This window comes from Amycolatopsis sp. NPDC043889 (assembly GCF_056435645.1).
On the sequence record NZ_JBWKEC010000001.1, the window covers coordinates 445,969 to 470,755 of the forward strand.

31 protein-coding genes are annotated in these 24,787 nt (G+C 68.9%); 14 read left to right on the forward strand and 17 right to left on the reverse strand.

The genetic code is table 11. The features are described from left to right. Positions 1 to 377 precede the first annotated feature (377 nt). The 4 genes from AC0685_RS02285 to AC0685_RS02300 are packed head-to-tail and all read right to left on the reverse strand — an operon-like array spanning position 378 to position 2,999. The gene (locus tag AC0685_RS02285) at positions 378 to 920 is read right to left on the reverse strand and encodes an AAA family ATPase (protein WP_478223885.1); all 543 of its coding nucleotides are present in this window, start codon (positions 918 to 920) and stop codon (positions 378 to 380) included. Beyond that, positions 920 to 1,564 (reverse strand): hypothetical protein, encoded by a 645-nt coding sequence (locus AC0685_RS02290; protein ID WP_478223886.1) that lies wholly within the window; start codon positions 1,562 to 1,564, stop codon positions 920 to 922. Before AC0685_RS02290 ends, AC0685_RS02285 begins: the two co-directional genes overlap by 1 nt. After that, a complete protein-coding gene (locus tag AC0685_RS02295) occupies positions 1,552 to 2,358 on the reverse strand; it encodes an ATP-binding cassette domain-containing protein (protein ID WP_478223887.1) in 807 nt (268 codons plus the stop codon). The genes AC0685_RS02290 and AC0685_RS02295 overlap by 13 nt, the downstream gene beginning before the upstream one ends. After that, positions 2,355 to 2,999: an aminodeoxychorismate/anthranilate synthase component II gene (locus tag AC0685_RS02300; protein ID WP_378434910.1), complete on the reverse strand. Its 645-nt coding sequence runs from the start codon at positions 2,997 to 2,999 to the stop codon at positions 2,355 to 2,357. The genes AC0685_RS02295 and AC0685_RS02300 overlap by 4 nt, the downstream gene beginning before the upstream one ends. 111 nt (positions 3,000 to 3,110) lie before the next feature. On the opposite strand from AC0685_RS02300, the gene AC0685_RS02305 reads away from it, so the two are divergent. After that, entirely contained in the window at positions 3,111 to 4,430 is a 1,320-nt protein-coding gene (locus AC0685_RS02305) for an FAD-dependent oxidoreductase (protein WP_478224441.1), read from the forward strand. Positions 4,431 to 4,482: 52 nt separating this feature from the next. Here the strand turns inward: AC0685_RS02305 and AC0685_RS02310 are convergent, their stop codons facing one another. Together AC0685_RS02310 and AC0685_RS02315 are read right to left on the reverse strand one after the other, a co-directional pair. Beyond that, positions 4,483 to 5,139 (reverse strand): response regulator, encoded by a 657-nt coding sequence (locus AC0685_RS02310; RefSeq protein ID WP_478223888.1) that lies wholly within the window; start codon positions 5,137 to 5,139, stop codon positions 4,483 to 4,485. Further along, on the reverse strand, positions 5,079 to 6,854 hold the full coding sequence (locus tag AC0685_RS02315; RefSeq protein WP_478223889.1) for a sensor histidine kinase: 1,776 nt from the start codon (positions 6,852 to 6,854) through the stop codon (positions 5,079 to 5,081). The genes AC0685_RS02310 and AC0685_RS02315 overlap by 61 nt, the downstream gene beginning before the upstream one ends. A gap of 132 nt (positions 6,855 to 6,986) precedes the next feature. Here AC0685_RS02315 and AC0685_RS02320 point away from each other — a divergent pair, with 132 nt between their 5' ends. The 3 genes from AC0685_RS02320 to AC0685_RS02330 all read left to right on the forward strand — a co-directional run bounded on the left by AC0685_RS02320 (position 6,987) and on the right by AC0685_RS02330 (position 8,950). Further along, entirely contained in the window at positions 6,987 to 7,697 is a 711-nt protein-coding gene (locus AC0685_RS02320; RefSeq protein ID WP_478223890.1) for an ABC transporter ATP-binding protein, read from the forward strand. Between the two features lie 15 nt (positions 7,698 to 7,712). Beyond that, positions 7,713 to 8,447, forward strand: coding sequence for an ABC transporter permease (locus AC0685_RS02325; protein WP_478223891.1), 735 nt, complete (start codon positions 7,713 to 7,715; stop codon positions 8,445 to 8,447). A 110-nt stretch (positions 8,448 to 8,557) separates the two neighbouring features. Beyond that, entirely contained in the window at positions 8,558 to 8,950 is a 393-nt protein-coding gene (locus AC0685_RS02330; RefSeq protein ID WP_005161845.1) for an SCO5389 family protein, read from the forward strand. On the opposite strand, the gene AC0685_RS02335 is transcribed toward AC0685_RS02330, so the two are convergent. From AC0685_RS02335 to AC0685_RS02345, 3 genes are read right to left on the reverse strand one after another with little or no spacing between them, the layout of a single operon-like run. Continuing rightward, positions 8,947 to 9,972: an LLM class flavin-dependent oxidoreductase gene (locus AC0685_RS02335; protein WP_478223892.1), complete on the reverse strand. Its 1,026-nt coding sequence runs from the start codon at positions 9,970 to 9,972 to the stop codon at positions 8,947 to 8,949. The genes AC0685_RS02330 and AC0685_RS02335 overlap by 4 nt on opposite strands. Next, positions 9,927 to 10,082, reverse strand: a complete 156-nt coding sequence (locus tag AC0685_RS02340) for a hypothetical protein (RefSeq protein ID WP_005161850.1) — start codon at positions 10,080 to 10,082, stop codon at positions 9,927 to 9,929. Before AC0685_RS02340 ends, AC0685_RS02335 begins: the two co-directional genes overlap by 46 nt. Then, positions 10,082 to 11,197, reverse strand: coding sequence for a class E sortase (locus AC0685_RS02345; RefSeq protein ID WP_478223893.1), 1,116 nt, complete (start codon positions 11,195 to 11,197; stop codon positions 10,082 to 10,084). Before AC0685_RS02345 ends, AC0685_RS02340 begins: the two co-directional genes overlap by 1 nt. A gap of 215 nt (positions 11,198 to 11,412) precedes the next feature. On the opposite strand from AC0685_RS02345, the gene crgA reads away from it, so the two are divergent. Both crgA and AC0685_RS02355 read left to right on the forward strand, forming a co-directional pair. Further along, a complete protein-coding gene (gene crgA, locus AC0685_RS02350; RefSeq protein ID WP_034322048.1) occupies positions 11,413 to 11,679 on the forward strand; it encodes a cell division protein CrgA in 267 nt (88 codons plus the stop codon). A gap of 118 nt (positions 11,680 to 11,797) precedes the next feature. Continuing rightward, the gene (locus AC0685_RS02355; RefSeq protein WP_478223894.1) at positions 11,798 to 12,175 is read left to right on the forward strand and encodes a PH domain-containing protein; all 378 of its coding nucleotides are present in this window, start codon (positions 11,798 to 11,800) and stop codon (positions 12,173 to 12,175) included. Here AC0685_RS02355 and AC0685_RS02360 read toward each other — a convergent pair. The 3 genes from AC0685_RS02360 to AC0685_RS02370 form a co-directional block, all read right to left on the reverse strand. Continuing rightward, entirely contained in the window at positions 12,160 to 12,648 is a 489-nt protein-coding gene (locus AC0685_RS02360) for a hypothetical protein (RefSeq protein WP_478223895.1), read from the reverse strand. The genes AC0685_RS02355 and AC0685_RS02360 overlap by 16 nt on opposite strands. 103 nt (positions 12,649 to 12,751) lie before the next feature. Beyond that, entirely contained in the window at positions 12,752 to 13,714 is a 963-nt protein-coding gene (locus AC0685_RS02365; protein ID WP_478223896.1) for a rhomboid family intramembrane serine protease, read from the reverse strand. A gap of 43 nt (positions 13,715 to 13,757) precedes the next feature. Next, on the reverse strand, positions 13,758 to 14,318 hold the full coding sequence (locus tag AC0685_RS02370; RefSeq protein WP_034321953.1) for a peptidylprolyl isomerase: 561 nt from the start codon (positions 14,316 to 14,318) through the stop codon (positions 13,758 to 13,760). Between the two features lie 89 nt (positions 14,319 to 14,407). Here AC0685_RS02370 and AC0685_RS02375 point away from each other — a divergent pair, with 89 nt between their 5' ends. Continuing rightward, a complete protein-coding gene (locus AC0685_RS02375; RefSeq protein WP_478223897.1) occupies positions 14,408 to 15,127 on the forward strand; it encodes a hypothetical protein in 720 nt (239 codons plus the stop codon). A gap of 67 nt (positions 15,128 to 15,194) precedes the next feature. Here the strand turns inward: AC0685_RS02375 and AC0685_RS02380 are convergent, their stop codons facing one another. The 4 genes from AC0685_RS02380 to AC0685_RS02395 all read right to left on the reverse strand — a co-directional run bounded on the left by AC0685_RS02380 (position 15,195) and on the right by AC0685_RS02395 (position 17,118). Continuing rightward, positions 15,195 to 15,407: a heavy-metal-associated domain-containing protein gene (locus AC0685_RS02380; protein WP_478223898.1), complete on the reverse strand. Its 213-nt coding sequence runs from the start codon at positions 15,405 to 15,407 to the stop codon at positions 15,195 to 15,197. Further along, positions 15,404 to 15,805, reverse strand: coding sequence for a nuclear transport factor 2 family protein (locus tag AC0685_RS02385; RefSeq protein WP_478223899.1), 402 nt, complete (start codon positions 15,803 to 15,805; stop codon positions 15,404 to 15,406). Before AC0685_RS02385 ends, AC0685_RS02380 begins: the two co-directional genes overlap by 4 nt. Positions 15,806 to 15,972: 167 nt before the next feature. Next, on the reverse strand, positions 15,973 to 16,425 hold the full coding sequence (locus AC0685_RS02390) for a DUF6918 family protein (protein ID WP_340686064.1): 453 nt from the start codon (positions 16,423 to 16,425) through the stop codon (positions 15,973 to 15,975). 168 nt (positions 16,426 to 16,593) lie between these two features. Next, the gene (locus AC0685_RS02395) at positions 16,594 to 17,118 is read right to left on the reverse strand and encodes a DUF2020 domain-containing protein (RefSeq protein WP_340686065.1); all 525 of its coding nucleotides are present in this window, start codon (positions 17,116 to 17,118) and stop codon (positions 16,594 to 16,596) included. Between the two features lie 73 nt (positions 17,119 to 17,191). Here AC0685_RS02395 and AC0685_RS02400 point away from each other — a divergent pair, with 73 nt between their 5' ends. From AC0685_RS02400 to AC0685_RS02410, 3 genes are all read left to right on the forward strand, one after another. Next, positions 17,192 to 17,905: a hypothetical protein gene (locus AC0685_RS02400; protein ID WP_478223900.1), complete on the forward strand. Its 714-nt coding sequence runs from the start codon at positions 17,192 to 17,194 to the stop codon at positions 17,903 to 17,905. Continuing rightward, positions 17,905 to 18,546 (forward strand): pyridoxine/pyridoxamine 5'-phosphate oxidase, encoded by a 642-nt coding sequence (locus tag AC0685_RS02405; RefSeq protein WP_478223901.1) that lies wholly within the window; start codon positions 17,905 to 17,907, stop codon positions 18,544 to 18,546. The genes AC0685_RS02400 and AC0685_RS02405 overlap by 1 nt, the downstream gene beginning before the upstream one ends. 93 nt (positions 18,547 to 18,639) lie before the next feature. Further along, positions 18,640 to 19,917, forward strand: a complete 1,278-nt coding sequence (locus AC0685_RS02410) for a M14 family metallopeptidase (protein ID WP_478223902.1) — start codon at positions 18,640 to 18,642, stop codon at positions 19,915 to 19,917. Between the two features lie 2 nt (positions 19,918 to 19,919). Here the strand turns inward: AC0685_RS02410 and AC0685_RS02415 are convergent, their stop codons facing one another. After that, the gene (locus AC0685_RS02415; protein WP_478223903.1) at positions 19,920 to 21,104 is read right to left on the reverse strand and encodes a DNA glycosylase AlkZ-like family protein; all 1,185 of its coding nucleotides are present in this window, start codon (positions 21,102 to 21,104) and stop codon (positions 19,920 to 19,922) included. 53 nt (positions 21,105 to 21,157) lie between these two features. On the opposite strand from AC0685_RS02415, the gene AC0685_RS02420 reads away from it, so the two are divergent. The 4 genes from AC0685_RS02420 (at position 21,158) to AC0685_RS02435 (ending at position 24,784) form a co-directional block, all read left to right on the forward strand. Continuing rightward, positions 21,158 to 22,009, forward strand: a complete 852-nt coding sequence (locus AC0685_RS02420; protein WP_478223904.1) for an ADP-ribosylglycohydrolase family protein — start codon at positions 21,158 to 21,160, stop codon at positions 22,007 to 22,009. Positions 22,010 to 22,069: 60 nt separating this feature from the next. Then, on the forward strand, positions 22,070 to 23,134 hold the full coding sequence (locus AC0685_RS02425; protein WP_478223905.1) for a sensor histidine kinase: 1,065 nt from the start codon (positions 22,070 to 22,072) through the stop codon (positions 23,132 to 23,134). After that, positions 23,125 to 23,784, forward strand: a complete 660-nt coding sequence (locus AC0685_RS02430) for a response regulator (RefSeq protein ID WP_478223906.1) — start codon at positions 23,125 to 23,127, stop codon at positions 23,782 to 23,784. The genes AC0685_RS02425 and AC0685_RS02430 overlap by 10 nt, the downstream gene beginning before the upstream one ends. A gap of 64 nt (positions 23,785 to 23,848) precedes the next feature. Beyond that, positions 23,849 to 24,784 carry an alpha/beta hydrolase gene (locus AC0685_RS02435; protein WP_478223907.1) on the forward strand — a complete coding sequence of 312 codons (936 nt, stop codon included), beginning with the start codon at positions 23,849 to 23,851 and terminating at the stop codon, positions 24,782 to 24,784. Positions 24,785 to 24,787 lie beyond the last annotated feature (3 nt).

The window sequence follows — 24,787 nt, forward strand, 5'->3', positions numbered from 1 at the left end:
ATCGCTGACGCGAAAGGGCCCCGCACGGTTTCGTGCGGGGCCCTTTTCATGCCGGCTGATCCCGCCAAAGAGACCTGGCACCTTCTCAACCATCCATAAGGGACTCGTTCCCAGAGGGTGATGCCCGATTTGCACGGTTTCACGAGGGGTCGTGAGTGAAAAAGAGTGTTAGAACCGCCCTTGCCACTCACGACCCCTCGCGACACCGCACATAGAGGCATCAAGCGGACACGGCCGGCACCTGTCGACCGGCTCGAACCACGCACAAGGACTCCACCGCGAGCTGTGCGACGACATGCCGAACATCATGCGTGCCGTCGAAGAAGGGACAGCTTTGTCCTCACCTGCGACGGCACGCCTGTCGCCGGAAGCAGGGATTAAGGCGCCAAGCTGCGAAGAAGTCCCTGGTAGGCCTGCTGAATCCGCCCCGCGCTGGTGTGCACCACGACCGCCTTCGGTCGCGTCGCGACGAGTGCCACGAGCCTGTCGTACATGGCCGCGAGCCGTTCGGGGCCGCCCAGCATCTCGTGCGCCTCGACGTGTTCGGGTTCGGCCGCGGCGCGGGTGCGCTCGGCGAACCGCCGGAGCACGTTGTCCTTGGTGTCGAGGAGGACGATCTCGTGGAACTCCGCGCCCGTCTCCCTGGCGAGCGTTTCCAGTCGTTCGAGGAAAGGGGCGCGGCCGAGGAACTGCGGGACGATCACGTCGCGGCCCGCGAGCAGATGGGTCCGCGCGGCGCTCACGGCGAGGTCGCGGGCGAGCGTTCCGGCTTTCGCGGGGTCGTCGCGCCAGGCACCGAGCAGGCCCCGGATCCGGTCGATGTCGAGATCCAACGTCAACGGGTGATCTTCGGCGTACCGCCGGGCGAGCGTCGACTTCCCGCAGGCGGGTGGGCCGTTGAGCACGATGAGACGCGGCATCAGGCGTTGCGCCGCAGCAGGTGTCCGACGGCCGTCGCGCTCAGCAGCAGGGCGGCGACCGCCGCCACCGCGGCCACCGTGAACGGGACGGCAAGCGGTTGTTGCGAGGTCAGGGCCCGCAACAGCGGGTTGGCCAGCGGCAGCCACTTGATCAGGAGCACGGCCGCGAGCGCGAAGATCGCGGCCAGCACGGACCAACCGACGCGCGGGACCAGCAGCCGCGAACAGGGCAGTCCGATAGCGATCCCGAACAGCGCGCACAACGCGTGCGCCGCGGCCCCGAGAGCGAGGGCGCCGATCGGGAAGCCGCCGGAGCGGAGGCCCGACCAGCCCAGTGTCACGACGATCAGCACCGCGGCGCAGCCGAAGACGGCCAGGGTGGCGCCGCCGAGGACCGATCGCCAGCGTCGTGCGTGGCTGAAGGTCACCAGCCGCTGGACCGGGTCCTCGACGTCGAGCATCGCGATCGTCAGCCAGCACGAGACCACCAGGAGCGAACCGGCGCTGATCCCGTACTGCGGCAGCAGCGGCGACTTCGGATCCGTGTAGAGCACGGTGTTCACCGCGAGGTAGGCGAGGATCGCGGGAAGGTAGCGCTGGGAATGGCCGAGCAGCGCGAGGTAGTAGCGGGTCATGGCGAGCACGGCGCCACCTCCCGGACCGAGAAGCCCCGGTTGAGCGCACGCAGCAGGACCGCGTCCGTGTGCCCGGCTTCGACCGTCAGGACGACCTTCCCGCCTTCGGCCACGGCTTGACTGACGCCGGGTTCCGAGGACCAGTCGCCGGCGGGCCCGTGAAGGACGATCCTCGTCGCGTTTTCGGCTCTCGTTTCGACGCGGGTCAGGAGGCCGCCGTCCATCCGATAGACGTCGTCCGCGTGGGCGTGCACGGCGGCCGCGCGGTGGTCGGTGAAGACCACGCTCGCGCCCCGTTCCTTGGTCTCGGCGACGAGTTCGCCGAGCACGGTGTGGGCTTCGACGTCGAGCCCGGACCAAGGCTCGTCGAGGATCAGCAGGTCCGGCTCGGCGAGGACGGCCTGCGCGAGGCCGACTTTCTGGGCGTTGCCCTTCGACAGGGTCCGCAAGGGCGCGTCCGGGCCGCCGACCAGTGCCAGCCGGTCCAGCAGCGGATCGATCGCCGACAAGTCGACATGGCCGTCGATGCGGGCCATATGCCGCAGGTACGCCCTGGCGCTCATCCGCTGTCCCGCCGGGAAGCGGTCCGGCAGGTAGCCGACACGCGGGCTGCCCACGACGCTTCCCGAAGTCACCCGTGAAAGTGCCGCGAGGATCCTGAGCAGCGTCGACTTCCCCGAACCGTTCGAGCCGAGGACGCCGATCACGCGACCCGCCGGTACGTCGAGGTCGACGTCGGCGAGCACGGGTTCGCCGCGGCCGTAGCGCTTACCGGCTCCTTCGAGCCGGATCAGCGAGGTCACGCAGCAGCGGCCTTCTGCAGCGCGCGGGTCTCCTGCTCGAGTTCGTTGACCGTGGCGTCGGGGACCGGGTGCCCGGCCGAAGCCATCCAGTTCGCCAGCATCCGGTGCCCGCCCTGAGTGAGCACGGATTCGGGGTGGAACTGGACGCCTTCGAGCGGCAGCTCGCGGTGCCGCATGCCCATCACGACACCGGATTCGGTGCGGCCTGTGATCTCGAACACGGCGTCGTCGATGGTTTCGGGCAGAACGGTCAGCGAGTGGTACCGCGTGGCGGTGAATTCGGAGGGGAGCCCGGCGAGTACTCCGTCGCCCGAATGGTGGACTTGACTGGTCTTGCCGTGCAGCAGTTCCGGGGCGCGGTCGACGGTGGCGCCGAAGACGACGCCGAGGGCCTGGTGACCGAGGCAGACGCCGAGCATCGGGATGCGCTTCTCGGCGCATTCGCGGATGACGTCCATGCTCTGACCAGCGCGTTCCGGGGTGCCGGGGCCGGGAGAGACGAGCACCGCGTCGAACTCGCCGAGCTTGCCGACGTCCACCACGTCGTTCCGCCAGACGGTGCAGTCGGCGCCGAGCTGGGCCAGGTACTGGACCAGGTTGTAGACAAAACTGTCGTAGTTGTCGACGACGAGCACGCGCATGGAGCCAGCTTAGCGGCTCCCACCAGGTGGACCGTACGCCAGATCACAATGATTGTTAGGGCTGCCTAACTTACCGTGGTAGGAGTGAGCCGTTCTCTTCGTGTAGCCATCGTGGGTGCCGGTCCGGCCGGCATCTACGCCGCCGACATCCTCGACAAGTCCGACGCCGACGTGACGATCGACCTGTTCGAGCGCATGCCGGCGCCGTTCGGGCTGATCCGGTACGGCGTCGCGCCCGACCACCCCCGGATCAAGGGCATCGTCACCGCCCTGCACAAGGTCCTCGACAAGCCGAACATCCGGCTGCTGGGCAACGTCGACTACGGGACCGACCTGAAGCTCGACGACCTGCGCCAGTTCTACGACGCGGTGATCTTCTCGACCGGCGCCATGGCCGACCGCGCGCTCGACATCCCCGGGATCGACCTCGACGGCAGCTACGGCGCCGCCGACTTCGTCTCCTGGTACGACGGGCACCCGGACGTGCCGCGCACCTGGCCGCTGAACGCGACCTCGGTCGCGGTCCTCGGTGTCGGGAACGTGGCGCTCGACGTGGCACGGATCCTCGCGAAGACCGCCGACGAGCTGCTCAGCACCGACATCCCGGACAACGTCTACCAGGGGCTGAAGGCCAGCCCGGTCACCGACGTGCACGTGTTCGGCCGCCGCGGCCCGGCACAGGCGAAGTTCACGCCGCTGGAGCTGCGGGAGCTGGACCACTCGCCGAACGTCGAGGTCATCGTCTACCCCGAGGACATCGAGTTCGACGAGGGCAGCATCGCCGCGCTGCGGGCGTCGAAGCAGATCGACATGGTCGTGAAGACGCTGCAGGAGTGGGCGATCCGCGACCAGGGCGACCGGCCGAAGCGGCTGCACCTGCACTTCCTGCACTCGCCCTGCGAGATCGTGGGCGAGGACGGCAAGGTGACCGGCCTGCGGACCGAGCGCACCGAACTGACCGGTGACGGCAACGTGCGCGGCACCGGCGAATTCCACGACTGGGACGTCCAGGCCGTCTACCGCGCGGTGGGCTACCTGTCGTCGCATCTGCCGGAGATCCCGTTCGACCACACCACCGGGACCGTGCCGAACCAGGCCGGCCGGGTGCTGGACATCGACGAGGAGCAGGTGCCGGGCGTCTACGTGACCGGCTGGATCAAGCGCGGCCCGGTCGGCCTCATCGGCCACACCAAGGGCGACGCGGCCGAAACGATCGCGAGCCTGCTGGCCGACGCCGACGCACTGACGGCCCCGGCCGTGGACGACCCCGACGCGATCCTTGGCTTCCTCACCGAACGCGGCGTGCCCTTCACGACCTGGGAAGGCTGGGGCAAGCTCGACGCCCACGAGAAGTCCCTCGGCACTCCGCACGGCCGGGAACGCGTCAAGGTCGTCGAGCGCGACGAGATGACCCGCATCTCGCGCTCCTGAACCCGTTCCGTGAAGGCCTCCTTCCCTACGCTCAAGGTAGGAAAGGAGGCCTTCACGGCGTGCCCAAGTAAGCGAGGACCGCCAGGACGCGGCGGTTCGTGTCGTCCGAGGCGACGATGCCGAGCTTCGCGAAGATGTTCGCGGTGTGCTTCCCCACCGCCCCTTCGCTGAAGTGCAGCCGTCCGGCGATGGCCGCGTTGGAACAACCCTCCGCCATCAAGCCGAGCACCTCGCGCTCGCGTGGGGTCAACGCCGCGAGTGGGTCGGATGCGTTGCCCGCCACCAGTTTCGCGATCACTTCGGGATCCATCGCGGTCCCGCCGCCCGCTACGCGCCGGACCGCGTCGATGAACTGGCCGGCGTTGAAGACGCGGTCCTTCAGCAGGTAGCCGATCGCGCCTGCGCCGTCGGCGAGCAGCTCACGCGCGTAGAGCTGCTCGACGTGTTGTGACAGAACGAGAATCGGCAGTCCGGGGAGGTCACGCCGCACCGCCAGGGCGACCTGAAGCCCCTCGTCGGTGAGCGTCGGCGGCATCCGGACGTCGACGACCGAGACGTCGGGCCGGTGCGTGCGCAGCGCCCGGTCCAGTTCCGGCCCGGTGCCCACCGCCTCGACGACGTCGAAACCGTGCGCGGTCAGCAAATGCGTCAAGCCGTCTCGGAGGAGGTACTGGTCTTCGGCGACGACGCATCGGGGTCGAGCTGGCACGGGATCTCCATGATCGCCTTCGTCGGCCCGCCGAGCGGGCTGGTCAGGGCAAAAGTACCGTCGAACGCGCCCAGCCTGCGTTCGATCCCGCGAATCCCGCTCCCCCGGGCCGCGTTCGCGCCGCCCTTGCCGTCGTCGGTCACCTCGATCCGCAACAGACCGTCGTCGTAGTCGAGGTCGATCGACACTCGCCGCGCCTCGCCGTGCTTCGCGGCGTTGCCCAGCAGCTCGCTGACCGCGAAGTACGCGCACGCCTCCGCGGGCTGCTCCAGTCGAGGCAGGACGCCGTTCACCGAAGCCCGCAACGGACTGTCGAGCGCCATCGCCCGCACCGCGTCACCGAGCCCGCGCTCGGACAACACCGGCGGATGAATCCCGCGCACCAGCAGCCGCAACTCGGTCAGCGTCTCGGACGACGTCTGCCGGAGCTCGGCGGCCAGCCGTTTCGCCGCGGCCGGATCGCCGTCGATCAGCGCTTCGACCGCGCCCAGCTTCATCCCCATCGCGACCAGCCGCGACTGGACCCCGTCGTGCAGGTCCCGCTCGATGCGCCGCAGCTCGGCGGCCTGCGCGACAGACGCGTCCGTCCGCGTCTGCTTCAGCCGTTCGACGCGCTGCGCCAGCCGCGAAGCCTCTGTCGGCCCCAGCAGCAGCTTCGCGAAACGCGCTCCTTGGCGGGCGAGCCACGGCGCCGCGGCCAGTCCGGCGACGAACGCCGCCACGGCGACCGGAGTCAGCGCGAGCGCTTGCCCGAACGGCCGCAAGACCCAGAGCGCCACCACGCCCCAGAGACCGAAGAACACCAGCGCCGCCGTCGGCACCACCATCAGCAGCAGCACCACGGAGTTGACCACCGCGGCCGCCATGTCGCGCCAGGTCGCGCGGTCGGACATCGCCCAGCGCCAGCGCGCCAGCCGCGCCGGCCACCACGGTGTGTCGTACAGCTGCCGTCCATGCTGGTACATCCCGTCCGCGCGCGGGACGGGGAACGGCGGCTCCGGCAGGTACGGGCGGTCGATCCGCACACCGGTCCAGTTCTTGGCCTCGCGGCGCAGGGTGTCGGTCACCGAACGGCCGGCGACGACCATCGTCGGGAACAGCGGCGACGGCCAGATCAGGCTGAGCAGCGTCGGGATCACCATCCCGAGCTGTGCGACCGAAAGCGCGAACAGGCCCAGCTGGAATCCCAGCGCCTTCAACCCCTTCTTGATCCAACCGTCCCGGTCGCGGGCCGGGCGGGGTCCGAGCCACCAGCGCGTCCACTTCCCGTACAGCCGGAGCGCGCGCTGCCCGGTCAGCAGGACCGCGGGCACCAGCAGCAGGCCAGCGAGCGGATTCCACAGCTGCCAGCCGAGGTCGCGGCCGGTGGCCGGATCGTCGGAGATCCACTCGAACCGTTTGGTCCACTTGATGAACCACGACCGCTTGAACAGGCTGTTCCCGTCGCGATACCAGCCGTCGCGCTCGCGTTCCGGCTCCGGCGGCGCCGGCCGGTAGGGCGGTTCGACGTCGACACCGCACCAGCGTCCGGCCAGCCGCCGGGTGAACGCGGCTCGCGGACGCGTCCCTTCGAGCGCCAGCGTGTACGCGAAGACCAGGCCGACACAGAGCAGGCAGAAACCCACCAGTTCGAGCAGCAGGTCCAGCCAGCTCACCAGCGCCAAGGCCGCGAGCACGCAGCCCCGGCGCACTGAGGTGAGGTAGGTGCGGATCATGCGGCGAAGTCTTCCCCACCGCCCCGGCCCGGCACAGTGATCACAGGCCCCCGATCAGGGTGGGCCCAGCCCCACCCCAGGTGTGGGTTCAGCGCCATTCTGGCGAAGTCCCTTGCGCCATAACGTTTTCGCATGCCACTCATCGAAGTCAGCAACCTCCGCAAGACGTACGGGGAGCACGTCGCGGTCGACGACGTTTCGTTCCACGTGGAACAGGGCGAGATCTTCGGGATCCTCGGGACCAACGGCGCGGGCAAGACCACCACCGTCGAATGCCTCCAGGGCCTGCGGACGCCGGACTCCGGCACCATGTCGATCCTCGGCCTCGACCCCGGCAAGGATCACGGCGCCCTCCGGCAGCGCCTCGGCTCGCAACTCCAGGAGAGCCGCCTGCCGGACAAGATCAAGGTCCACGAAGCGCTCGACCTCTACGCGTCCTTCTACGCGAACCCCGCCGACACCGGCGAGCTGCTCGCGAAACTGGGTCTCACCGAGCAGCGGGACAAGTACTTCGGCAAGCTTTCCGGCGGCCAGAAACAGCGCGTCTCGATCGCGCTCGCGCTGGTCGGCCGCCCCGAGGTCGCCGTTCTCGACGAGCTGACCACCGGACTGGACCCGCACGCCCGCCGCGACACCTGGAAGCTCGTCGAGACCGTGCGCGACACCGGCGTCACGGTCCTCCTCGTCACGCACTTCATGGACGAGGCCGAACGCCTCTGCGACCGGCTCGCGATCTTCGACGCCGGCCGCGTGGTCGGCACCGGCACCCCCGGCGAGCTCCGTGACCGCGCCGGTAAATCCACTTTGGACGAAGCCTTCGTGACCCTGACCGGCCGCGACTGATCGGAGGAGAGGAAAATGAACACACTCGCCAAAATCACCCTCACCGAAACGAAACTCGCCCTCCGCACGCCCGGCTTCGTCATCGGCGGGCTCGTGCTGCCGACCGCCATCACGGCCGTGCTCGGGGTGATCCCCGGCATTCGCGCGGAGAGCGGGACAACGACGGGTATGCGCTTCCTCGACGCCTGGGTGCCGTCGATGATCGTGCTCACCATCGCGATGATGGGCCTGCAAGCGATCCCCGGGATCATCGCGTCCTACCGCGAACAGGGCATCCTCCGCCGCTTCGCCACCACCCCGGTGCACCCGGCCCAGCTGCTGGTGGCGCAGCTGATCATCAACGTCACCGTGACGATCGGCGGGGTCGGCATCCTCCTCGTGACGGCGGGCGTCGTCTTCGACGTCCCCAGCCCGCGTCACCCACTTGGCTTCCTGCTGACGTTCGTCCTCGGCACGACCGCGATCTTCGGTCTCGGCCTGATCGCCGCGGCGGTCGCCAAGACCAGCCGCGCCGCGGGCGGGATCGCGATGATCGCCTACGTCCCGATCATGTTCCTCGGCGGCGTCTGGCTGCCGCGCCCCTTGCTGCCGGAGGCCATCCGGGACATCGGCGCGTACGTCCCGCCGGGCGTCAAAGCCCTCGAAGACGCCTGGACCGGCACCGGCGCCCAGCCGCTGCAACTCGCCGTACTGGCGGCTTTCGCGGTGGGCAGTTGTGTCGTGGCGGCGAAGCTCTTTCGCTGGGAGTGACGACGGCTTCCGCCAAAGTGGTGATGATGATCGTTTTCTCTTGTGGCTGGGGCCGAGGGTGAGTAGTCAGGGAGATGGCCCACGTTCACTGTGTCTCTCTCGGAGGTTCGATGTCTCTGGATGTATCGCCCGCGCTGCTGGAGAAGGCCGAGCGCGGGGAGGTCTCCGACGCCGAATTCGTCGCCTGTGTCCGGGAGTCCCTGCCCTACGCCTGGACCGTGATCACCGGTGTCATCGCGGAGGCCGAGGGCGCGGCCGACGGGTTCGCCGACAACGAGACGCCGCCGCCGAGCGAGGCCGAACGCGGCCAGTTGCTGCGGGCGCTGGCCTCGGACGCCATCCGCGGCGGGCTGGAACGGCACTTCGGCGTGAAGCTGGCGTTCCAGAACTGCCACCGCGTCGCCGTGTTCAAAAAGTCCCAAGTGGACAGTGACCGCTACCGCGCGTTCGTCTCCGTCCGCGGCCAGCTGCTGAACCAGAGCCCGGAACTCCGCGACTGCTAACCCCTGCGTAGCGCGGGAAGGACCTCTTCCCCGATCCGCGCGATGTTCTCGAGCGTTCCCTCCGGCGTACCGGACGCTTCCACCATCATGATCACGTGGGAGACCCCGGTACGCCGGATGCTCGTTCCCAGCCGGTCGACGCAGTACTCCACGCCGCCGATCGGGTGCATCTCGCACAGCCGGTCGGTGTAGGAGACCGGATCCTTGTCCAGCCCCCGCTTGCCGTCGAGGTACACATGCCCGGCGAATCCCTCCTTGAGGGAACCCGGCAGCGCGGACCGCACGACGTCCAGCGCGTCGTCCCCGACCTGGCACATCACCGTCGAGACGTGTTCAGCGGCGGAATCCCCGTACGCGGCAAGCGTTTCGATCTTGCCGTCGTCGTCGGTGTGCAGCCCGAGCAGCATCGGCAGCCCGCGATCGGCGGCGAGCCGGACCGCGCGAGAGCCGGCGTCCCCGCAGGCCACGACCATGCGCGGAGCCCACTCCGGCCGCGGCACCATCGGCACCTCCCGGAACCGGAAGTGCTCCCCGTCCGCCGAGACAGTCTTCGACGTCATCGCGGCGAGCAACAGATCGAGGCTCTCCTCGAACCCGGTTTCGTAGCGGGCCGCGCCGGTGCCGAAGACCTCCAGGTCCTGCCACGGCCCGCCCCGGCCGACACCGATCCGCAGCCGACCGCCCGAAACCGCGTCGAGCAGCGACCATTGTTCGGCGAGCGCCACCGGATGCGCGACCGACAGCACGCTCACCGCGGTGCCGACGGCGATCCGCTCGGTGCGGCCCAGCACGTGCGCGGCGAGGGTGATCGCGGACGGGCAGACGCCGTACGGCATGAAGTGGTGCTCGGCGAACCACACGTCGTCGAACCCGGCCCGTTCCGCGGCGATGGCGGCGTCGACCGACCGGCGCAGGACATCGGCGTCCTCCTGCCCGGGGAACCGCCCGGAGACAAGGAAGACGCCGAACCGCGCGTCTACTGGACGCTCACTTCGTTGAACCAGAGCCGGGGTTCCAGCCACGGGAAGACGACGAACATCAGCAGCGCCACGATCCCGAGCGCCAGCACGACGGCCGTCGCGAGCTTCACCGCGAAGGGGCCCGGCAGCTTGCGCCAGATCCAGCCGTACATCAGCGCGCCTCCGAGATCTTGGGCAGGAGTTCGGCGTAGGAGCCGACCTGGTTCTTCGGCACCTGCTGAGCCAGCACCGCGTGGATGATGAGCCGTTCCTTCGCCGAGAACTTCGGGTGACACGTCGTCAGCGTGAGCAGCGAGACCTGCTCGGCCTTCGGCAGGATCTCCGGGTCCTTGTACGGCACCGGGTTCACCGTCTCACCCTTGGACGGGAACACGATGCGGCGGCCGTTGGTCTCGCCGTAGGGGCCGCCGTCGACGGCGTTCGGGTCGCGCAGGGTCCCGACGTTCTTGCACTTCGGCTGTGCGCCCTTGCCCGCCGCCCAGCCCTCGACCTCGTCCTTGTACGGCAGCACCTTGTAGATGTAGAAGTCGGTCTGCGTCTCGATGATGATCTGGTCGCACGAGCTGAGGTTGTCCAGATCGTTGAACGGCGCGCCCTTGCCGACACGGTGGCCCGCGATGGCGAAGTTACCCGGCTCGCCGGGCAGCGCCGTGCCCTTGTAGTGGCCGGGGCCGACTTCGAGCGCCGCCTCGGTGGTGCCTTCCTGGATGGTGAAGTTGAAGTCGGCGCCGAACACCGGGATGTGGATCCTGGCGAACGCCTTCCCGTCGACCAGATCGGGGTGCAGCTGCCGGTCCTTGCCCCACTCGCCGTCCAGTTCCGAACTCGCCTCGGACTGCTTGCCCGCGGAGAAGAGGTCGGTCACGTAGACCTCGTAGACCATGAACAGCAGCACCACGAGGCCCGCGGTGATGAGGAGCTCGCCGACGGTCCGGATCGCGGCGCCGCCCTTGCCCAGTTCGCGCGGCGGCGGCCGTTCCTCGGTCGCGGTGCCACCGCCGACCGGTTCGAAGACGACGGTCTCCTCGGTCGACCCCGGCGGCGCGGGACGACGGCGAGGCGGCGGCGCGTCCGTCCGGCGGCGCGGCGGAGGTCCGTCGTACGCCCTGCCGTCCGGCGGCCTCCGTCGAGGCGTCGGCGCCTCTCCCGGTGCCCGGCGCGGCGGAATTGCGTCCTCCGGCCTACGCCGGGGGGCCGGACGGCCGCCACCGGGTGGTCGTTCGGAGTACCGCCGCCGGTCCCCGCCCGGCTCTTCCCGCTCAGCCACCACCCAAGCTCCTCAGTCTCGAACCAAGCCGCAGTGTCGAACCAGCACAGTGTGTCGAACCGTGTGTGACACCATTGTCACAGTGCGGGAAATCGACCGGTCCCGGACGGTGCCCAGCGGCGCTCGTTTACGTTAACGTGTGCACGTGGCGCTGGTTGCGCACCCGAAAGCGGGTCATCGCCACCAGGGAAGCCGAACAGTACGCGAGGAACACGATGCCGAAGTCCAAGGTCCGCAAGAAGACGGCGTACACCCCGCCGACCGACCGCCGCACGCCGGTGAAGGTCAAGGCCGCGGGCCCGTCGAACCTGTTCTACAAGATCGTGATGTTCGGCCTCATGCTGATCGGCCTGATGTGGCTGGTCGTCAACTACATCGCGGGCGACAAGATCCCCTTCATGGCGGATCTGGGCAACACGAACTTCGCCATCGGTTTCGTGCTGATGATCGCCGGGTTGCTCATGACGATGCGGTGGCGGTGAGCATTACCCCGGATGGCGGCTTGACGCCTAATTACACCGGTGTGACTCATCCCCAGTGTGGATAACCCCTGTGGATAACTACCCCACCTCGTGGGCGCCGCAGCGGAACGTTGTGGTAGTGGCCTGGGTGATCACCCTGTTGTTGCTGGCAGGCGTGCTGTGGCTGGCCATCGGCGGTGACGCCGGCGGCACGATCCTGACCGGGCTCGCGATGCTCTCCGTGGGCGCGCTCGCGCTGCACGGCACCCTGCTCCGTCCCCGGCTGGCCGCCGGACCCGACGGAATCCTGGCCAGGACCGTCGGTGGCACGCGCCGCTACTCCTGGTCCGAAGCCCGGCTGCGGGTGCGCACGACACGACGGCTCGGCCGGGACAGCCTGACCCTCGAGGTCGAATCCGGCGAACACCTGCTGGTGTTCGGCCGGATCGACCTCGGTGAGGACCCCAGGGACGTCCTGGACGTCCTCACCGCCCTCAAGGGTCAGGCGTTGTCGTAGTAGTGGACGTCGCCGTTCGGGCCGTGTGACCAGCCAGGGACGGCCGGGCCGACCGCGGGCGGCGCGTATTCCCCGAAGATCTCGTACGGCGCGGCCGGCGAGCAGATCGGGTTGATCTTGACGACGCAGTTCCGGAGCGACCCGCTGAACTTCGCTTTGACGTGCCGAGGCCGCTGGTCCTCGACCACCGCCTGGCCCGCGGTGATCTCCCAGCCGGTGGCCGCGCCCGGCCCCGTCGTGCCGACGGTCTGCGTCGCCGCCGACGACGTGACTCCGGGATCGCCGAAGCAGATTTTCAACGCCGCGTCGACGTAGGCGACACGCAGCGTGATCGCGCTGCCGGAGCCGAGGAAATAGCGTTTGGTGTACGTCTGGCAGGTCTCGGCGGCTTGACCGGCCTGCGCGATCGACGGCGCCAATGCCGACGCCAGCACGGCGACGGCGGCGAGAGCTGCTGCTTTCCGGATCTTCATCTCAACCCCCAAGTTGATGATGTCAATGATCAACTCGAAGGTACCCGGACTTGTTGCTTCTCCACCGGGTATTCGGATAACCCACTTGGGGGAAGTGGGATAGCTATCGGTAGCAGCCGTAGACGATCTGGCCCTGGAACCGCACGAAGTCGCAGTACGCCGCCGTAACGGTCTGGGTGTCCTTCCAGGTGATGAGCCCGATGATCGCCACGACGACGATCGCCATCCCGCCGATCTGCCACTTGAGCCTGTTCTTCTCCGGCGCGTAGAGCAGCGCGAAGGTCACCAAAAGGCCCGTGACGAAGCCACCGGCGTGCCCGAGGATCGAAATGTCCGGCACCTGGAAGGTGATGAAGACGTTCAGGCCGAGGATGACCAGCAGCCAGGTCGGGTTGAGCCTGAGCTTGATGACGATGACCGTGTACGCGCCGACGAGCCCGAAGATGGCACCGGACGCGCCGACCACAGGGCGGGCACCGAGGTCCGTGAACACCAAGCACGCGGCCGAGCCGCCGAGCATCGACACGAAGTACAGCACGGTGAACGGGACACGACCGAGCGCGATCTCCAGCGGGCGGCCCACGAACCACAGCGAGAAGGCGTTGCTCGCGATGTGCAGCAGGCCGAAGTGCAGGAACCCCGAGGTGAAGATCCGCCACCATTCGTTGCCCGCGAGCGTCGGCGCGTTGGCCAGATTGCCGAGTTGGAAGAACTCCGAGATGTTGTTGCTCGCGAGGCTTCCGGCCAGGGCGACCGTGATGAAGAAGAGTGCGACGTTGACCGCCACGAGGACCGGCGTCACGACAGCCGTTTGAACGGGCTGGGCACCCGCGAGGGTGCGCGCGCCGTAGCCCGCGTCGCGGTACTGCTTCTGCTGGACGCGGTCCTGCTGGCGGCCCGCCTGGATGCAATCGGTGCAGTGGAAGCCGACGGCGGCTTCGCGCAGGCAATCCGGGCAGGCCGGACGCTCGCAGCGTGAACAGCTCAGCCCGGTCGGCCGGTTCGGGTGCCACCAGCAGCCGGGCATGGCGGCCTGCTGGTACTGGGGATTCGGTGGTTGGCTCACGATGCCACCAACCTACCGAAATCCCCCGTAACCGGCTCTACGATCAGCCCTCGCGGCTGATGCTGACCTTCTCGATGACGATGTCCTGCAGCGGACGGTCCGCCGGACCGGTCGCCGTGCGGCCGATCGCGTCGACGACGTCGCGGGACGCCTGGTCCGCGACCTCACCGAAGATGGTGTGCTTGAAGTTCAGGTGCGTCGTCGGCGCGACGGTGATGAAGAACTGCGAGCCGTTGGTGCCGGGCCCGGCGTTGGCCATGGCCAGCAGGTACGGCTTGGAGAACTGGAGCTCCGGGTGGAACTCGTCGCCGAACTTGTAGCCGGGGCCGCCGCGGCCGGTGCCGGTCGGGTCGCCGCCCTGCAGCATGAAGCCGTCGATGACGCGGTGGAAGATCGACCCGTCGTAGAACGGGCCCGAGTTCGTGCCCTGCGCGTTGGGCTGGGTGTACTCCTTGCTGCCCTCGGCGAGCCCGACGAAGTTCGCGACCGTCTTCGGCGCGTGGTCGGGGAACAGGTTCAGGTTGATGTCACCCTGGTTGGTGTGCAGAGTGGCCTTCAGCGCGCCACCAATGAGGGATCCCTTGCTTTCAGTCACGAGCTTCATCGTGCCATCTGCGGCAAGATCTGGGGAAAAGGGGCACGATAGGTTACAAGCAACGAAGCAGAATCAAAACGATTGATGAGGTGAAGGCCATGACCCGGGCCGCAGATTCGGTGAGCGAGTCGGCGAAGGCCGGCGCGCTCGGCCTGCGCAAACGTGCTGTCGAGGCGGGCAAGGAAGCCACCGCCCACGCCGTCGAGGTAGCCGAGCAGAAGCTCTCCGAGAGCGCCGGTGAGATCGCTAAGACCAGCCGTCGCGCGCGCAAGAAGCTCGCGAAGAAGACGGAACTGACCCGCAAGGAGCTCAAGCGCAGCTCCAAGGCGGCTCGCAAGGAGGCGCTGGCCAGGATTTCCGAGATGCGGAAGCCGGGCCGCAAGGCGCGCAAGGCCGCCATCCAGGCCGCGAAGTCCGCCGGTGAGTCCAAGCGCCGGGGCAAGAAGGACTTCAAGGCGGCGAAGAAGGACTTCAAGGCCGCGCTCGTCGAGGCGAAGTCGGCGGCCAAGGGGACGCGCAAGCGTCGTCGCTGGCCGTGGGTGATCGGTATCGCGGTCGTCGGCGCCGGTGCCGCCTACGCGCTGCGTTCCAAGCAGGAGCCGCCGGTCGCGCCCGCGCCGCCGAAGGCTCCGCCCGCTCCTCCGGCCAAGCCCGCGGCTCCGGCCGCGGCCGCTCCGAAGCCCGCTCCGGCGAAGCCTGCCGCTCCCGCGAAGCCCGCTGCTTCCGGTCCGGCTGGGGGTTCGGGTGCGGCCAAGCCCGCGGCTCCGAAGAACGGGCACCAGGCTTCGAACGCCGGCTCCGCCGACAAGAAGAACTGACGCCTCACGCTTTTCTGCTTGTCGCGAAGGGTCGCCCAGGACCACTGTCCGGTCCTGGGCGGCCCTTTCACGTTCCGGGGACGAGTTCGTAGCCCGCTTCTTCGACGGCGGCGCGGACGACTGCGACGTCGAGGTCCTGGTCGCTGGTCACGGTCACCATGCCGTTGTCGACGTCCACCGCCACGGCGGTGACCCCCGCGATGGTCTCGATCTCCTCGGTGACGAAACCCGCGCAGTGCCCACAGGCCATGCCGCGCACGGCATAGGTGCTCGTGCTCATGCCGTCGCCGCTTCGGCGGGAACGGTGCGGGTGAGCGTATGTCCCCGCCGCATCCGGCCGTCGGGGGTGAACTCCCCGAAGAAGTACACCTCCAGCTTGAGGTCCCTCTTGCGATTCGTCACGTGGAGAGTGCTCCGCGCGGCGATCCGGTTCCCGTCCGCCACCGCGTCGTGCACCTCCATCCGGGCGGTGGGCCGGTTCTTGCGGACCGGGCGGGTGTGCGCGATGAGCTTGTCCCGGTCCATCCGGTGCCCGTCGGCGATCTGCACGATGTCCGGCGTGTGATAGCGGTCGACGATCACGCCCGCGTCTTCGTCGCCGTTCACCAGTTCGTCGTGGAAGGACTCGTGGAAGTCCGCGATGAACTTCTTCGGATCGGTGCCGTGAAAGGGCGTCATCGTGCTCCCCAAGCCGCCTGAGTTAACTCTTACACGCTGTAAGATATCTGCGGAGCACGAGCTTTGACAAGGTGTCAGAATTACGAAGGGGCGCCGTCACTCCCGACGTGATGCCGAGAGCGGACGGCGCCCTTTCGGGTGTTCGGCTCAGCGCGTGGCTGAACGGGTCACGCGTTCGCGGCGTGCTTGTCGATCAGCTGGCCGAGGCGGGGAAGGGCCTCCTCGACGTTCTTCTTGCCGTTCGGGCGCAGCTTCGAGTAGACCTTCTTGATGCTGTCGCGGCTGCTCTTCTCGGCGCGCGAGTCGGTGACCGACAGGAGCGCGTCCGAAGCCTCGTCGCTGCGGCCGACCAGGTAGGCGCCGAAGTCGTTGCCACCCTTGGCCTTGTAGTCGCCGTAGAACGGCTCGAGGGCCACGGTGAAGTCGTCGAGCAGGGTGTCGACGGCGGCGGGGATGATGCCCGGCTTGATCTTCTTGACGGCGGCGAAGCCGGTCTTCACGACGGCACCCGAAACGCCGCCCTTGTCCGAGACCTCGGCGTCGACGAGACCTTCGAAGTCGCTCACGACCGCCGGGCGACGGCTGGAGTCGAGCAAGATTTCCTTGAGGGTGTCAGCCACGAAACCTGTCCTTTTGTCTTATGGGGAGAAATGATCTTTTGTGCCGCCGAGCCACACCGCAAGGCGGCCTCCGCCGGATCTGGCGCCCGCGCTGGTCCCGCGAAACCTCGCGCGTGCGGCACAGGGTAGTACAAGATCAACTTCACTCTGACGTGTGGATACCACTACCTAGAGCTTCAGCTCACCGATAGCCTCCTTCGCCACCGTACGTGCTTTGATGCTCTGCTTCTGGTTGGTGGTCACGACAACCGCGTTCCCACCCTTCGCGACCGCGTAAACGGCGCCTTCCCCGGAAGGTTGGTAGCCGCCCTTCCAGCCCGCCGGTTCGTCGGCCGGGTTCGAGGTGTCGATGGGCGCGGCCTGGTCCACCAGCGCCTTGGCCACGGCGGGTTCCCCGACGTACACGCGCACGGTGAGCTGCAGTTTCCCGCTCAGCGCATAGAAGAAACAGGTCGGATGCGGCTGATCGGCCGAGGTCTTGACCTTGGAGACCTTCTGCCCGTTGGCGTCCGAGACGAAGTCGGTACCGAGGTACGGGCACGGGCCTTTGCCGGTGGGTTCCGGGGCGGGCGGGATGCTGGGCGCCGCGGTGCTCGACGGCGCGGGCGAACTCGCCGCGGGCGGCGGCTGTTCCGTCGGCCCGCAGGCCGCCAGCAGCGGCACGACGAGCGGCAAGATCAGAAGACGTCGCATAGTGGCGTCCAGTGAAGCAGATCGCCGTTTTCGTGCGACGATGGCGCTGCGCGAGGAGTCTTCGGGAGGGTCAGTGCTCAGCAAGGAGCAGTACCTGGGTGCGGTGGCAGAACGTATCCAGCGCAGCGGGGGCAGGCTGAACACCGTGCAGATCGGGCCGAGCGCGGCCGTCGTGGGGCTGTTCACCGAGTCCGTGATGATGTCGACGATGAACTACTGCGTGGTCGCCGCGGCGATCCCGGAGGTGACCGCGCCCGCGTTGTACGACTTCACCGGGCTGGCGACGCAGCACGCGCGCGCGAACGTGATGGGCACGGTCGGCTGGACGGCCGCTTCGGTGGTCATCGCCGGGCTGATCGGCGACCGGGTGTACCCGGACGCCGCGCAGGCCGCGTCGGCGAAGTCCGGCAACCAGTTCGGCGGCGAGACGCGCATGGTGGCCGTCGACGTTTCAGCGGCCCAGATGTACGCGTTCGTCGGCGGGAAGCTGTGGGGCGCGGCGGTGCAGGGTTCGGTCAACGCGAAGCTGACGTTCTGTTTCCCGCAGCCCGCCGAGGTCTATCAGCAGGTGCAGTGGGCGCAGTCGCAGGGCCAGCAGCCACCCATGCCGCCAGGGCCGCCCATTCCTCCACCCGGTCAGCAGCCGCCGCCCGGCTGGCAGCCACAGCAGCCGCCGCAGTACCCGGTCGGGCCACCGCCCGCGCAGGGTCCGCCGCCGGGTCAGCATCCGCCGCACTATCCGCCGCCCGCGCCCGGCTATCCGCCGCAGCGCCCGCCGGGGTACTGATGAACCGCACGTTGCGCGGCTGGCCTTCGTTCCCCGAGGAACTTCCGGAGTTCGGCATCGAGGCCGCACCGGCGACCCCGCGGGAGCTTTTCCTGGAATGGCTCGACGAAGCGGGCGAACACGTACTGGCGCCGCACGCCGTCACTCTGTCCACAGTGGACGCCGACGGGGTGCCGGACGCGCGGGTCGTGATCCTCAAGGACGTCGACGGGGACACCTGGGCGGTGGCGACGAGTTCCGAAAGCCCGAAAGGGGTTCAGCTGGCGAAGAATCCGTTCGCCGCGCTGACCTTCTTCTGGCCGGGACGAGGCCGTCAGGTGCGCCTGCGCGGTCCGGTCTCGGCAGCCGATCCCGAAGTGTCCGCCGCCGATTTCACCGCCAGGCCGCCGGCGTCCCGGGTGGAGGCGTTCATCGGCAGGCAGTCCCAGGTGCTCGAAGAACCGGCCGATCTCGACCGTGCCGCCGCGGAAGCGGAGCGGTGGGTCGAGGAGAATCCCGGCGTGGCACCGGAAACCTGGACCCGCTACCTGGTGACGCCGTCCGAAGTGGAGTTCTGGCAGGCGAGCCACGACCGGCGGCACAAGCGGCTCCGCTACCGGCGCGAGAACGGAAGCTGGCGCAAAGAACGCCTCTGGCCGTAAACGGTAACTGGGAACGACGATCGTCGGGTTGTCGTGGATGATTGACTTCGGCGACGGTGAACGACACCTTGTCCCAGATCGTTCGGAGGCGAAATGTCCACACGCCGTCGCATCGGGGGCGCCTTGGCCGCCACAGGGCTCGCCCTGCTGGCCGTCACGACGCCCGTCGCGAGCGCCCAGACCGGCGACCCGGCGAGAGGGCTGTACTCGGTGGAGGGCGCGTCCACGCCGGACAAACGCACCGAGGTCGCTCGAACCGGCGTCGACGTCGCGGGCTCGCGCGGCGGCGCGCTGACCGTCGTCGCCACGCCGGGGCAGGCCGCGGCCCTGCGCGCGAACGGCTTCGGCCTGAAACCGCTCGGCGACTTCGACAGCATGCTCAAGCAGCGGAGCGGTCGCGCGGGCACCGCGGCGGTCGCGGGCGACTTCCCTCCGGGCGACGAGGCGTACCACACCTACGCCGAAACGACCGCTGAGCTGCAGAAGGCCGCGAAGGACCACAGCGACATCGCGACGCTGTCCAGCGTCGGCAAGTCCCACGAGGGCCGCGAGCTGAACCTGCTGAAGATCAGCGACAACGCGGGCACGGACGAGAACGAACCCGAGGTCCTGTTCACCTGCAACCAGCACGCGCGCGAACACCTCACCACCGAGATGTGCCTGCGGATCGTGCAGCGGTTCACCAGCGGCTACGCGACCGACGCGGCCATCAAGAAGATGGTCGACGAGCACGAGATCTACGTGATCCCGAACGTCAACCCGGACGGCTCGGAGTACGACATCTCCGGCGGCGAGTACCAGGGCTGGCGCAAGACGCGGAAGCCCGTGCCGGGCAGCAGCGCGATCGGCACCGACCCGAACCGCAACTGGGACTACAAGTGGAACTGCTGCGGCGGGTCGAGCAACAGCCCGTCGGCCGAGGACTACCACGGTCCGTCGGCGTTCTCCGAGCCCGAGACCAAGGCGGTCGCGGATTTCGTGGACTCCCGCGTGGTCGGTGGCGCGCAGCAGATCAAGACGCACATCGACTTCCACACCTTCTCGGAACTGGTGCTCTGGCCGTACGGCTACACGAAGGCCGACACCGACACGGGCCTGAACGAAGAGGAAGCGAAGCGCTTCGCCGACGTCGGCAAGCAGATGGCCGCCACCAACGGCTACACGCCGGAGCAGTCCAGCGATCTGTACGTCACCGACGGCGACGTCAACGACTGGTTGTGGGGCAAGCACAAGATCCTCAGCTACACCTTCGAGATGTACCCGAAGGACGGCGGGATCGACGGCTTCTACCCGCCCGCTTCGGTGATCCCGGAGCAGACCGCCCGCAACGACAAGGCGGTCGACATCCTGATCAACGAGGCGAAGGGCTGACCTCAGTTCCTGAGATCGGCCACTCGCGACGCCCGGCTCTTCGGCGAATCCAAGCCGAAGCTCCGGGCGTCGCCCAGTTGGTCACGGACGAATTCCTCGGTCCGCGCGATCGTCTCGCGCAACGCGGCGTCCTCATCACCGAAGAACTTGTGGACGATCTTGCGCGTCTCCGTGTCGAATTCCCACAAGCCGGCGATGCGCCCCCGGTCGACGATGACGTGACTCGGCGGATCCGCCTGCCCGCCCAGCGTCTCCCCCGCGCGGCCTCCGGGCACCGGGCGTTCGACGTCGGCGTCGGCGAGCAGCCGCGGCAGGTCGCGGTGCAGCAGATGGACGCCGTCGATCCCGGCGAGCAGCGCGTACGACGGCTCGGCCGGCACGGTGAACGCGGCGAACTCGTCGGCGATCTCCTCGGGCATCAAGAGATCGGTGCCGTCGAGCGGCACGAGTTCCAGCTGTTCCGCGATCTTCTTCGCACTGGTCGCGGTGAAACCGGAGAACCAGCGGAAATGCTTCAGCGACGCCGGGGCCGCCCACGAGAAGTACCGCCGGGCGAGTCCTGTCCGCGCGGTGTCCATATCGGACAGTCCACCGCGCGGGGACGGCGCCCAGCGGACGTAGCCGTAACGCTGCTGGTCCAGCCGCCCGTCGACCGGGACCCGGCGGATGTCGCCGCGGGCCTGGAGCAGGCCGAGCGCGAGCGGCAACGTCGTGGTGGTGCCGCGTTTGCGGCCCGCTTCCCCGAGATTGCGCACCACCGGTCCGGCGGCGTCCTTGATCGCGGCCGGGACGAGCGGTTCGCCGGCGCCGTCGAGCAGATCGGCGACGGTGACGCACAACTGCTCGATCTCGGCCTGCGTGACGCCGAGGTATTTCTCCGCGGCCGCGAGTTCACCGGCGGGCGCCGCGGCGCCGACGGTCAGGCCGAGTTCGTAATCCACCGACGGCAGGACGTAGGTGCAGCCACGCGCCGAAGGCAGTTCGTGGATGGCGAGCCGCGCGACGTCCGCGTCGACCGTTTCGCGATCGAGGCCCGCCCTGGCGAACAACCCGAGATAGGGCGCCGATCCGCCGACCGAGCGCATCCAGCCGGTCCGCTCCAGCACGGCGGCCGCCGAGGATCCGCGCGGCGTTCCGTCGAGCCCCTGCCGATGTGCCCACCACGCGCGCAGCTTGTCGGTCGCCATGACTCCACGGTATGGGTATCGGGCGACATCCCGCAGCCTGGCAGGATTACCGGATGCTGGTCGAACTGGCCATCGGCGACGCGTACGGAGGATCCTTCGAGCACGCGTACCCGAGCTTCGTCGCCGAACACAACAAGCTGACCGGTTACGTGCCGCATCACGGTCAGCCCGGCGCCCCGGCCGGTCGCTACACCGACGACACGCAGATGACGATCGCGATCGCCGAGGTGCTCGTGTCGGGACGGCGATGGACGCCGCTGCTGCTCGCCGAGCAGTTCGTGCGGGCGTATCACCGCGATCCGCACGACGGCTACGCGCCGCGTTTCCATCAGCTGCTCAGCGAGGTCCGGGACGGCGAAGAGCTGCTACGGCGCCTCCAGCCGCAAAGCGACAAGAGCGGTGCGGCCATGCGCGCGGGGCCGATCGGGCTCCTGCCGACCGTCGACGATGTCCTCTACCACGCGAAACTGCAGGCCAGGATCACGCACGACACCCCGGCCGGGATCGCCGCGGCGCAGGCCGCCGCGCTGGCCGTGCACTACTGCCACCATCGGGTGGGTCCGCTTTCCGAGGTCGCGAGGTGGATCGACGGGATCCTTCCGGAGGACGTCGGGCACGGCGGCTGGGCGCTGCCGTGGTCGGGCAAGGTCGGGCCGCAGGGTTGGATGAGCGTGCGCGCCGCGCTGACCACCCTCGCGACCGGCCGGAGCCTGAGCGGAATGCTCCACGCCGCCGTCGCGCTCACCGGTGACGTCGACACCGTCGCGACGATCGCGCTGGCCGCCGCGTCGCGCTCGCCCGAGGTGGCTCAGGATCTGCCGCCGGTGCTGTGGTGCGACCTGGAGAACGGCGAGTTCGGCCGCGACCATCTGGCGGCGCTCGACGAGCGGCTGCTGCACATCTGACGTAGGCGGGCTCCACGGAACGCGGACGCGCACGCCGTCCGGTTTCGGCAGACTGGGCGGGTGAAGTGGCTGATCAGGGGCGGAGCAATCGCCGCTTGGCTCGCGGTGAGCGCGCTGCTCGTCGTCGGCACGGCGAATCTCGAACCCGGGCCGGGGGAACGCCCGGTCGACGCGTTCGGCTTCGCCGTCGTCGCGCTCGCTTGTCTCGCACTCGCGGCAGCGTGGCGGCTTCCGGTTGTCACGGCCGGAACGGAAGCGTTTGCGCTGCTGTTCTACCTGGGGCTCGGCTATCCCGACGGTCCGGTGTTGTTCGCCGGTCTCGTGCCGCTGTTCGCGCTCGGAACCCTGCGTCCGCGACGGCTCGCGTACGCCGTCGCGAGCGGTACGGCGGCGATTGTCGTCGGCGCGAACCTGGCCACCGGCGGGGCGGGCGCCCTCGATCTGGTCTTCGTCGGCTGGGCAGGCTTCGCGGTCTTCGCGGCCGACGCGCTTCGAGGACGGCGTGAGCGGGCCGCGGCCGCAGAACAGGCGGAACGCGATCGCGTCCTCGGCGAGCGGCTGCGCATCGCCCAGGATCTGCACGACAGCGTCGGCCACGCGATGGCGGTCATCAACGTCCAGTCGGGGATGGCCGAGCACGTGATCGACGATCACCCCGAAGTGGCGAAGGAAGCGCTCGGTGTCGTCCGCACGGTCAGTGGGACGATCCTGGACGAGCTGAACGCGATGGTGCGGCTGCTGCGTGACGACTCCGCCCCGCTCCGGCCGGCGCCCGAGGTGGCGGACATTCCCGCGCTGGTCGCGTCGGCGAACCAGGCGGGCCTGGCCGTCACGCTGGACCTCGACGCTCCCGGGATCGGGCAGCCGGTCGGTGGCGCGGTGTACCGGATCGTCCAGGAATCCCTGACGAACGCCGCGAAACACGGTGGGGCGGCCGCCGAGGTGATGGTGCGAGCCGACCAAAGCGGCCTGCGGCTCGACGTGGTCAACGAAGTCCGCACGCCGGGGCCGGACGTCCCCGGTGCCGGGATCAGGGGAATGGGTGAACGGGCCAGGACGACCGGCGGCACACTGACCGCGGGCCGTGAGGACGGGAGGTTCCGGGTGAGCGCGCGATGGCCGTGATCAGGGTGGTGCTCGCCGACGATCAGCTCCTGGTGCGGTCCGGGTTCGCGGCACTGCTCCGGGTGGAAGCCGGGATCACCGTGGTGGGGGAAGCGGACGACGGCGAGGCGGCGGTCGCCGTCGTCGCGGAAACCGTGCCCGACGTGGTGCTGATGGATGTCCGGATGCCGGGGACGGACGGGCTGGAAGCCACCCGCCGGATCATGGCGGACGAACGGCTTCCCGGTGTCCGCGTCCTCATGCTGACGACATTCGACCTCGACGAATACGTCTTCGACGCGCTACGCGCCGGAGCGAGCGGCTTCCTGCTCAAGCACACGAGGCCCGCCGATCTGATCCAGGCGGTCCGCGTCGTGGCGGCGGGAGACGCGCTCCTCTCCCCGAGCGTGACCAGGCGCCTGATCGCGGAATTCACCGCTCGGCCGTCACCTTCGCTGCCCCGTGCCGACGGCTCGGCGTTCACCGAACGAGAGCACGAAGTCGTCCTTCGCGTCGCGCAGGGAATGTCGAACGAGGAGATCGCGCGGGAGTTCGTGATCAGCGCGGCGACCGTCCGGACCCACGTCAGCCGGGCGATGACCAAGGTCCACGCCCGCGACCGCGCGCAGCTCGTGGTCTTCGCCTATCAGAGCGGGATGGTGCGCGCCTGACGTAGCCACCGATCCCCACGCCGGCACGACGACGCGACCCCGGCCCGCGAGCGACGCTTCCGCCATGAAACTCACTGCGAAAGCGGCTCTGCTCACCGCGCTCCTTTCCTTGACCGGGATCACGACGGCGACCGCCGCGGAAAGACCGGCCCGCTGCGCCGAACACCGCTTCGCGGTCCAGGTGAACGGCGAACGTCAGACGGTCGCCGGCGAACTCTGCGTCCGCGGGAAGCTCACCCCGCGCACGCCGATCCAGATCCTGTTGCACGGCGGGACCTACGACCGCGCCTACTGGGACTGGCCGTACCAGCCGCGTCGCTATTCCTATGTGGACAGTGCGACCCGCGCGGGCTACGCGACGCTCAACCTCGACAGGCTCGGGTACGGCCGCAGCAGCCGTCCGGATCCGGAGACCCTCGACTTCGACGCCGGCGGCGAGGCCGTCCACCAGGTCGTCCGGCAGCTGCGCCCGCGGTTCCGCACGATCGTCCTCAATGGACACTCTATGGGCGGGCTCGTCGCGGAACGGGCCGCCGGACGGGGCGGCGTCGACGCCGTGATCGTCAGCGGCATCCCCCGCGACCGGCCCGGCGCACGGTCCGCGGCGACGGAATCACCCTTCTTCCCGGCCGAACTGGACCCGAAGTTCGCCGGAAAGCCTTGGGCCCGCGGCTATTTCACGACACGTCCCGGCACCCGCGCGCAGACCTTCCACCACCCCGGCACCTACGACCCCGCGATCATTCCCGTCGAAGAAGCCCTCAAGGACACGCTGGCGTCGGCGGAACTCCGCTCGGTGGGATCCGGTGCGGCGAACCGATCGGCACCGACAGTCCCGACGGCGTACGTGCTCGGCGAGCACGACACCCTGGTCTGTGGGAGCGGCGACTGCGGCGCCGACAAGATCGTGCGGGGCAGCGGTCACTCGATCAACACCAGCCTCGCCGCGCCGGAGTTCTACCGGTGGACCTTCACCTGGCTGGCTCGAAAGTTAGGGTGACCT